Source organism: Marinomonas sp. NPDC078689 (assembly GCF_044542435.1).
Taxonomy (GTDB): Bacteria; Pseudomonadota; Gammaproteobacteria; order Pseudomonadales; family Marinomonadaceae; genus Marinomonas; species Marinomonas arenicola.
The window spans coordinates 1-1,904 of the sequence record NZ_JBITUJ010000018.1 but is presented as its reverse complement, the minus strand read 5'-3'; the positions used below and the strand labels follow the sequence as shown (position 1 = coordinate 1,904).

1 protein-coding gene is annotated in these 1,904 nt (G+C 45.9%); it reads left to right on the top strand.

All coding sequences use genetic code 11. From position 1 onward, the window contains the following. Window positions 1–1,904: beta strand repeat-containing protein (locus ACIGBN_RS17045; RefSeq protein WP_396666771.1), on the top strand; the 1,904-nt coding region annotated here is incomplete at both ends.

Here is a 1,904-nt window from a genome sequence, read left to right as displayed (position 1 = left end):
TCTACTACCACCGATACCTTGGATTTAGACACCAGTGCCGACACCGACAACAACTTCAGCGTGGCGGTGGCCGAAAGCGATGCAGTGACCAACGCAGACGAAGCGGACTCTGTTAGCGTGACTTTGAGTGGCGTGGACGATGACGCACAAAGTGTGGTCGTGACCTTCAGTGATGGCGATGAAACAACAGCGGATGTCACTGTAAATGCGACGAAAGTGGACGGCGTCTGGACTGTGGCGGACGCGGATCTCAGCGGTCTCGTTGATGGCACGATTACCGTTAGCGCCGTGGCGACCGACGATGCGGGTAATACCGTTGAAACAACGGATACCTTGGATTTAGATACCACAGCGCCTGGTGATGGTGATGGCGAGAATGCAATTTCTTTTGAAACCAATGGTGATGCTTATTTAAATAAAGCAGAAAGTGATTCTGTTGATTTAACCGGTAAGGTTGAGGCTGGAGCAAGTGTTGTTGGTATTGTTATTACTGATAGCTCGGCGTCTGGAAATACATTCACAGTTCCAGTGTCCTCAATTTCTGTAGATGCCGATGGAAATGTATCTGTTGAAGGCTTGGATTTATCCAGTTTAAGTGATGGTTCTTTGACAGTTTCTATGTCTGTCGTTGATGCGGCAGGGAATGAAGGGAGTGTTACTAATACGGCAATACTTGATACATCTATCGTAGCAACGTTAGTTGTTGATGATGTAACACCTGATGACACTGTGAATGCTGAAGAAGCGAATAGCATTATTACCTTAACAGGTAGTATTAATCTCGAAGATGATTCATCAGTAACTAGCATTGTGTTGAATATTAACGGTTCTGAATACACGGTTTTATCAGAAGATATAAATGCTGATGGTGTCTTTTCTGTCGACGTGAATGGTTCTGATTTAGCCAATGATGCAGATAGAACGATAGAATACTCTGCTGAAATTCAAGATATTGCTGGTAATGTACACACGATAACAAGCAGTGATGATAATGTTCAGGGGATCAAGTATCGCGTTGATGTGAGTGCTCCTGATGCCCCAGTGGTTACTATTGGAGCTGATTTAAACAATGATGGTTTTATAAACCAAGATGAGTTTTCCGAAGGTGAAACGACCACTGTTAGCGTGGCTGTCGATCGAGAGGATTTTGCCGACGGTGCACCGGTTACTATCACTATTAATGGGAATGACGTAGCACTTACTTATAACTACTCAAATGGTACTTTGCTAGCTGATGGTGCTACTCAATCTACTTACAGTTTTGATCCTTCAACGGGCATTATTAGTTGGGAACAAGAGATACCAGAAAATGGTGAAACATTAACGGTTAGTGCAACGCAAGCTGACAAAGCTGGAAATGTTTCTGAGCCTGGATCAGACAGTGCGCAAGTTGATACAGCATCTGTCTCTGCTCCAGGCGTGACTATTGCCGCAGATGTGAACGATGACGGTTTTATCAGTGCTGCAGAGCTTGATAGTCAATTGAATGTGACCATCTCTCTTACTGATACGGGTGCGGTTAAAGGCGATACATTGACGGTTAACGGCATAGATATCGTACTTACAGAGGCTCATATCACAGCAGACGAAGTGTTGACCACGGTAGCAGCGCCTGCAGAAGGTGGGACACTAACCGTTGATGCAACCATCACGGATGTAGCCGGTAACGTGTCAGATACAGGTTCTGACAGTGCGGTACTTGATACAATAGTTAGTCAACCAACGATTGACTTGGCAGTGACCAGCGACAGTGGTGACAGTGACACAGACAACCTAACCAACAACACAAGCGTGACCTTAACATTGGGCAACATCGACAGCGATGCGGCCAGTGTGGAAGTGTTTAACGGTGAAACGTCCTTGGGCACCGCGACGCAAGTGGCGGGCGTTTGGACCTTGATCAC